The organism is Brachyspira innocens ATCC 29796, assembly GCF_000384655.1.
GTDB lineage: Bacteria > Spirochaetota > Brachyspiria > Brachyspirales > Brachyspiraceae > Brachyspira > Brachyspira innocens.
In genome coordinates, this window is sequence record NZ_ARQI01000052.1 from 1 (window position 1) to 8,398 (window position 8,398).

General features: G+C 26.2%; 4 protein-coding genes. 2 read left to right on the forward strand and 2 right to left on the reverse strand.

The window, feature by feature from the left end; translation table 11 throughout:
- Positions 1 to 209 precede the first annotated feature (209 nt).
- Positions 210 to 881 carry an NYN domain-containing protein gene (locus tag F811_RS0101040; protein WP_020003453.1) on the reverse strand — a complete coding sequence of 224 codons (672 nt, stop codon included), beginning with the start codon at positions 879 to 881 and terminating at the stop codon, positions 210 to 212.
- Between the two features lie 106 nt (positions 882 to 987).
- Positions 988 to 2,577, reverse strand: a complete 1,590-nt coding sequence (locus tag F811_RS0101045; RefSeq protein WP_020003454.1) for a type I restriction-modification system subunit M — start codon at positions 2,575 to 2,577, stop codon at positions 988 to 990.
- 196 nt (positions 2,578 to 2,773) lie between these two features.
- Between F811_RS0101045 and F811_RS0101050 the strand changes: the two genes are divergently transcribed.
- Positions 2,774 to 5,347, forward strand: a complete 2,574-nt coding sequence (locus F811_RS0101050) for a BspA family leucine-rich repeat surface protein (protein WP_020003455.1) — start codon at positions 2,774 to 2,776, stop codon at positions 5,345 to 5,347.
- A 308-nt stretch (positions 5,348 to 5,655) separates the two neighbouring features.
- Entirely contained in the window at positions 5,656 to 8,241 is a 2,586-nt protein-coding gene (locus tag F811_RS0101055) for a BspA family leucine-rich repeat surface protein (protein WP_020003456.1), read from the forward strand.
- Positions 8,242 to 8,398 lie beyond the last annotated feature (157 nt).

Here is an 8,398-nt window from a genome sequence, read left to right on the forward strand (position 1 = left end):
ACAGCTCGTAGTTATTAAATCTTCTAGCAAACTCATATAAGTTAATACCTACAATTATCTAATACTTTACATTATAACAAATTATAGCAAATTATTAAAAATATTTTTATTTAATCATTGGATATTCAGCCGCATTGATAAGGTTGAGCATTACCGTGCGGAGCTCGCAGTTATTAATTCTTCTAGTACTCTCATATAAAAATCCAATTTTATATATAAGGTGTTTGATATGTTGTACCATCAACTGTTACTTTATCTGGTATTTGAGATAATTTTATATGATTTTCTTTTATCTCTTTAGCCGAATAATTTTTATTTGTTATTTTGGAAAATTCTTTATTAATCCGAGAGTTAATTGGAAAAAGCATTTTTATTTTTTTATTAGTTTTTTCTAAAATCATTTTTATTACAGGAATATAGTCTGTATCTGAAGATATTATCACTATAGTATCAATATCCTTAATTGTAAGAGCATCATATAATATATTTATGGATAATGATACATCTGTTTCTTTTTCTTCATGTTTTTTCAATTTGATTTTTTGATTACAATGAGGACAAATGTCTGTAACAATTTTTTTACCAAATCTTCCATTAACAACCTCTATATGACAATATTTATCTAATATTTCATAAAAAGCATTATGTTTGTTTATTTTATCTTTTCTTTTATTGGCATCATCTTTATAAGCATGATATGGTATAGCTGAAAAAAACATTATTTTCTCAATATCAGTATTTTTATCAAAAAATAAAGATATTAATTTTCTGTAATTTATCCATTTATTTTTATTTGTTAATTTACTATTTTGTGATTCTATTGCAGATTTTAAACAATGATAAGAATTAAAACCATCTATATAGGCAAATACTTTTTTCATAAATAAAAAATAAACCTGCAGTATACTGCAGGTATTTCAAAATACTAATTTTGAATGTCAATACATATATTATACATATATTAATATTTTTGTCAAGTAAAATAAATTATTTTTCTATTTCCTCAATAATTTTTGCTATATCCTTACGAAGCTTATTCTCTTCTAAAACTATTTCTTCCAACTCTTTATTTAATATTTTTATATCCACTTTCTCCCTTGTGTCTTTCTGCTCTACATAAGTGGATACTGATAAATTATAGTCCTGTGATTCTATTTCTTCCTTGCTTGCTAAATAGCATTTATATTTTTTAGTTTCCCTTCCTTTGAAATAAGACAAAATATCTTCTATATTCTTATCGCTTAATTTATTATTATTAGTTGCCTTTTCATAATCTTCGCTTGCATCTATAAATAAAGTATTGCCGTCTATTTTTGATTTTGATAATACCATTATACAAGTTGCTATCTGCGTACCGTAAAATAAATTGTCCGGAAGCTGTATAATACATTCTATATAGTTATTGTCTATCAAATATTTTCTTATTTTCTGTTCTGCTCCGCCTCTATACATAATGCCCGGAAAACATACTATTGCTGCAAGTGCTGCTGTATCAAGCCAAGAAAGTGAATGCATAATAAAGGCAAAGTCTGCTTTTGATTTTGGTGCTAATATACCGGCTGGAGAATAGCGAGGGTCATTTATTAAAAGAGTATTGTCTTCGCCTTCCCATTTTATAGAGTAGGGCGGATTTGAAACTATTGCATCAAAAGGTTGATCATCTTTATGCTTAGGTTCTGTTAAAGTATCTCCATGTGCTATATCAAATTTTGAATAACCTATATCATGCAAAAACATATTTATTCTGCATAGGTTGTAGGTAGTAATATTTATTTCCTGCCCAAAATAATGTATTTTCTTTTCTTCATCTTTTAATATTTTTTTGAACTTTAAAAGTAATGAACCGCTTCCGCATGCAGGGTCGTATACCCTTCTAATTTCGCTCTTTCCTGTAACTGCAATTCTTGTAAGGAGTTCCGAAACCTCTTGAGGTGTAAAAAACTCTCCTCCGCTTTTGCCTGCACTTGATGCATACATACCCATTAAATACTCATAGGCATCACCGAATGCATCTATCGAATGGTCTTTAAAATCTCCAAGTTCTATATCAGCAATGCCGTTTATAAGTTTTTTTAATCTTTCATTTCTTTTCAATACTGTAGGACCTAATTTATTACTGTTTACATCTATATCATCAAAAAGCCCTGCAATTTTTTCTTCGCTTTTAGTTCCTTTGGCTGAGTTTTCTATATCTTTAAATATTTTCTGAAGTTTTTCATTAAGGTCATGTTTTTCTTTACCGTCTTTTTTAGCTTCTTGATTATTAGCCTCTTTTCTTATATTTTCAAAAAGTTCGCTTGGATATATAAAAAAACCTTGTTCTTCTATAGTTTCTTTTTTTACATGTTCCACATCTTCATCTTTTAAGCTTGCATAATTAAAATCTTTAAGTCCAGCATCCCATTCATTTTGATTTAAATAGTTTGCAAGATGCTCTGAAATATATCTATAAAATAGCATTCCAAGTACATACTGCTTAAAATCCCAGCCGTCAACACTTCCTCTTAAATCATCTGCTATTTTCCATATTTTGCTATGAAGCTCATCTCTCTCCATTATGCTTTTATTATCAGCCATTTATTTACTCCAAACTATATAATCTTCATTTTTTATTATAGTATGTTTTTATGATTCTTTCAACTTTCAATATATTTTATGATTTTAATATTATAATGGCTTTATTAAAAAATTATTTTTTATATAGAAAATTTACACAATATATATTATACTACAAGTACAACTTAAAATTATGTAAACTTATTAAGGAGCATATATGAAGAAATATAAACCAGAAACAAAACAAGAATTAGAAAAATTAGTATATACTGACGGAATAAAACTCTACGATGTAGATACAAGTCTTATTACTGATATGAGCGAGCTTTTTTATAAAAGTAGCAGAAAAGATTTTGAAGGCATAGAAGACTGGGACGTTTCTAATGTTGAAGATATGTCATATATGTTTGCATATATGAGTTATGATAGTTTTGAAAGCCGTTCTAAAGCTAAGTTTAATCGTAATCTTAATAATTGGAATGTATCCAAAGTTAAGCATATGAGTTTCATGTTTTATTATTGTCAGGATTTTAATCAGCCTTTAGATAAATGGGACGTTTCAAATGTTGAGGATATGTTTAGAATGTTTGATAATTGTAAAAAGTTCAATCAGCCTTTAAATACTTGGAATGTATCCAATGTAACAAATATGAGCGGTATGTTTCAGGTAGCGGAAAGTTTCAATCAGCCTTTAGACAAGTGGGACGTTTCTAATGTTACAACTATGAGGGCTATGTTTAATTATGCTAAAGCGTTTAATCAAGATATAAGCAATTGGAATGTTAGTAAAGTTGAAGATATGGGTTATATGTTTAGTATATGTGTTAATTTTAATCAGCCTCTTAATGATTGGGACGTATCTAAAGTAAAAACTATGGAAGGTATGTTTAGAAGTGCTTTTGTATTCAATCAGCCTTTAGATAAATGGAATACTTCAAAGGTTGAAAATATGAATGAGATGTTTAGTCAATGTAACAGCTTTAATCAGCCTTTAAATAGCTGGAATGTATCCAATGTAAAAACTATGGAATCTATGTTTCGCAGTACTGAAGCTTTTAATCAGCCTTTAGATAAATGGGATACAAAAAAATTAAAAACAATGTTTGGAATGTTTGACTTTGCTAAAGGTTATAATTGTTTTGATTCATTATCAAATTGGGATTTAAACAAAGTATCAGAAATGAGTAATTTATGCTTTAGTAGGTATGAAGAACTTCCGTTAAAAATCAAAGCATATCTTCAGGCATTTTATGGTTCTTATAAAGATTATTTAACTATTACAAAAGAGAATGTCAAAGAAGTATATGATTTAATATCAAAAGACACAAATAAAAAAATTTTGTCATTAAAAAAGAGATTAGAAAGCGAGTTTAGTGAAGAGCTTTCATCTGTTACGGATAATTATAATTTCAAAACTATAGAAGAAGCAGAAAAGTATGTTGAAGATAATTATAATAAAAAAGATGATAAAAAGGTGAGCTTTATAAATGATTATAAGGTTTTGATAAAAGATAAATCAAGAGAAGTTGAAAATAAAGTTTTAAAATATATATATTTAGAATATTTGCTTCTTAAAAGAGATGTAAAAAAATTAGTACAGGTTGACAATATCGTTAATTTACTTGATAAAGAATCTTTTGTAAATTTTGCTAAAAATATCTATGATGAAACAAATAAAGAAACAGCTGCTTTTATATATGCTATATACGGAGGAGATGAGGCCGTAAAAAATATATATAAAAAAGAACATGACACAAAACTTTCACTTTTAATAATTAAATTAAATATAGAAAGTAAATATGCACTTAGATTATTATATGAAATATATTCAAATACAAAAAAATCTGAAGTTCGTTATGAAGCTTATAATTTAATTGAGGAAGTGATGAAAAAAATGGATATTAGCTATAATGAGTTTCAATTAAGATATTCATCTGATTTCGGATTTAATTCTAAAGGTGAAAAAGCATTGAATAAAAATTATAAATTAATTTTGAATAGTGATTATTCTTTGAGTTTATTTGATATAAATAATAATAAAGAATTAAAAAAGATTCCTCAAAACTTTGATGAAGATTTAAAAGAAGAAGTAACAAAGTTAAGAAAAGAAATTCCTTCTTTTATGAAAGATACTTCTTTTGCTTTAGCTATTTTATTAGCAAACGGAGAGAAATACAGTTATGATATATTCAAAGATATTTTCATTAATAATGCTATGATGAATAGATTTGCTTCATCTTTAATATGGAATCTATATAACAAAGATTCTAATTTTATAACTACTTTCAGATATTCAGGTGATGGAAGTTATTCAAACTGTGAAGATGAAGAAGTAAAAATTGATGATAATACTTTTATAGGTTTGGCAAGCCCTGTAGAAATGGACGATGAGACTATAAATAAATGGAAAAAGCAGCTTGAAGATTATGAAATATCACAGCCTTTACAGCAATTAACTGTTATAAAATTAGATAAAGATAATTTGAAAAGTGAAATAGAAAAAATAGATAATTTAGAAATAGCTTATGGTACTTTCGAGGCTTTTGGGGCAAGATATGAAATGTATTCTGAATATATAGGATATGATGTTGTTAAAAGTTATTCATTAAAAACAAAGAATGGAGATACTTTTACTATAGATGCTGACGTTGATTCCAATACTGATTTTCATGACAGAGTAAAAATTGATATTTATTTTGATAATGAAAATGGTGAAGATGTGAGTAAAAGATTTATCTATACTTTATTAGTATTAATGATTTGGGATTTTAGACTTACAGATTTATTTTAACTATATTAAACATAAAACAAATATACTTTGTCGACATCTACATTTTATATAGATATTTTCTACTTTTTTGCCGCACAAAAAAGTAGCAAAAAACGCACATATTACAGCTTGATATTTTAAGAATATACATCAAACTTAGTGTAATACCCTAGTTTTATGTAAAAAGTGCAGTCTTTTTGGTTCTTTGTGTCAACAAAAGAACTGGGGGTGTGGGGGCAAAGCCACCACAAATAATAAAATTGAAAAAACTAAAATTTACAAAATATGTTTGTTTATGTATATATCAGTATTAAAATTAGGAGGAATTGATGAATAAACATAAACCAGCAACAAAAGAAGAATTAAAAAATTTAGTATTTACTGACGGTATAAAACTTAGTGATATTGATACAAGTCTTATCACAGATATGAGCGACCTTTTTAATAAAAGTGAAAGAAAAGATTTTGATGGCATAGAAGAGTGGGATACTTCTAATGTTGAGAATATGGCTTATATGTTTGCATATATGGACTACAATGTTTTGGGACAATATTCAATGACAGAGTTTAATTCTAATTTAAATAATTGGAATGTATCAAAAGTGAAAAACATGATTTATATGTTTGCTTGTTGTACATATTTTAATCAGCCTTTAAATAAATGGGACGTTTCAAATGTGGAAAATATGTCTGGCATGTTTTTTGGTGCTAAAAAGTTTAATCAGCCTTTAAATAATTGGAATGTATCTAAAGTGAAAGATATGAGCGATATGTTTCATAACTGTGAAGCATTTAATAGACCTTTGGACAAATGGGATGTTTCTAATGTTAAAGATATGTCTAATATGTTTAATGTGGCTTTGAAATTTAATCAGAATATAAATAATTGGAATGTATCTAATGTTGAAGATTTATCAAAGACGTTTCGTTATTGTAAAGCTTTTGATCAGCCTCTTAATGATTGGGACGTATCTAATGTGAAAAATATGCAACATATATTTTCGGACTGTGAAAATTTTAATCAGCCTTTAGATAAATGGGATACTTCTAATGTTGAAAGTATGGAATTTGCATTTAGAGCATGCGGTAAATTTAATCAGCCTTTAAATAGCTGGAATATGTCTAAAGTAACAAATATAGAGCATATGTTTGCTTTTACACACGAATTTAATCAGCCTCTTGATAAATGGGATACAAGAAATGTCATTAGTGTAATGTTGTTGTTTGCCTATGCTCACAAGTTTGATCATTATGAATCTTTAGCAAATTGGAATTTAGACAGTTTACAAGCTATAAATATAATTTGTGATGATAAGGATATGGATAAATTACCTACAAGAATTCAAGTATATAGGCAGGCATTTTTTCCTAAGGCCGATATTATAAGTATAACAAAATTTAATGTTAAAGAAATATATGAGCTTATTGCAGATGATAAAAATAAAAAAGTTGTAAGATTGAAAAAAAGACTTGAAAGTGATTTCTCATCAGAGCTTTCATTTGTTACAAATAATTATAATTTCAAAACTATAGAAAAAGCAGAAAAGTATGCTGAAAGAAATTACAATGCTAAAAAATATGATAAGAAACTTGAGTTTATAAAGGATTGTCATGTTCTAGTAAAAGATAAATCAAGAGAAGTAAATATTGCAGTTATAAAGTATATATATTCAGAATATTTGTCTTTAAAGAAAACTATTAAAAAATTAGAAAAAATTGATAATATGGTTAATTTACTTGATTTAAAATCATTTGTGAATTTTACTAAAAAGATTTATTTAAAAAATCAAGATGAAGTTATCACTGCTTTTGTTTATGCTATGTACGGAGGAGATGAAGCTTTAAAGAAAATATCAGAATTAATGTATACTATTGAATCAAAAAATCTCCTTACAATGATAAGCTTTAATATAGAAAGCAGATATGCCCAGAGTTTATTATATAAAATATATATAAATTCAACTAAAGGTGCAATTCGTAAAGAAGCAGTAGAAATGATTAATGAGTTACTTGAAAAAATGAATATAGGTTATACTGAATTTAGATTAAGATGTATGCCTAATCTTGTATTTAATTCTAAATGTGAAAAAGAGTTGAATGAAGATTATAAATTAATTGTCAATAATGATTATACTTTAACTTTATTCGATATAAAAAATAATAAAGAATTAAAAAAAGTACCTCAAAGTATTGATAAAAAATTAAAAGAAGAAATAAAAGAATTAGCTAAAGAAGTAGATAAGTTTATTAATCATAGCTCACATATTTTAAGTATTATGTTAATAAACAGCGATATATTAAGCTATGATTTGTTTAAAGAAGTTTTTATTGATAATTATTTAATGAATAAATTTACTTCTGGTTTAATATGGAACTTGTATGATAAAGATAAAAACTTTATAACAACTTTCAGATATACAAGCGATGGAACTTATACAAATTCTGAAAATGAAAAAATAAAAATTAATGCTGATAATTTTATAAGTTTGGCAAGTCCTATAGAAATGGACGATGAAACTATAGATAAATGGAGAAAACAGCTTGAAGATTGTCAATTATCACAGCCTATAAATCAATTAACAGTTATAAAATTAGATAAAGATAATTTGAAAAAAGAAATAAAAAAGATAAAAAATATAGATACAAGTTACGGATCTTTTAAGTTTTTTGCTAAAAAATATGAAATGCATACCAATGATGCATTAGAAGATAATGTAACATATACATTTACATCAAATGATGGAGATATTTTTACAATGTCTGCAAAAGTTGATGAGGATATAGAATATGATGATTTAGTAAATATTAGTATTGATTTTAAAAAAGCTAAAAATAAAAAAGAAATAAGTAAAAGATTTGTTTATACATTTTTAGTATTTATCATTTTGGATTTTAGACTTACAGATTTATTTTGATAATAAATAATTTTTAATATAATAAGTGATAAATCCAAGCAATAGACCATCACACAACAGCGAATAAGCGGGATTTAACGGGATAAAGCGGTATTTAGTGAAATGTAAAAAGAAAAAGAACCAACACATTATGCAATTAATTTAATAATTTTTATAT

Coding starts and splice junctions, on each gene's coding strand:
- F811_RS0101045 (WP_020003454.1), bottom strand. CDS start 2,577: ATGGCTGATAATAAAAGCATAATGGAGAGAGATGAGCTTCATAGCAAA.
- F811_RS0101055 (WP_020003456.1), top strand. CDS start 5,656: ATGAATAAACATAAACCAGCAACAAAAGAAGAATTAAAAAATTTAGTA.
- F811_RS0101040 (WP_020003453.1), bottom strand. CDS start 881: ATGAAAAAAGTATTTGCCTATATAGATGGTTTTAATTCTTATCATTGT.
- F811_RS0101050 (WP_020003455.1), top strand. CDS start 2,774: ATGAAGAAATATAAACCAGAAACAAAACAAGAATTAGAAAAATTAGTA.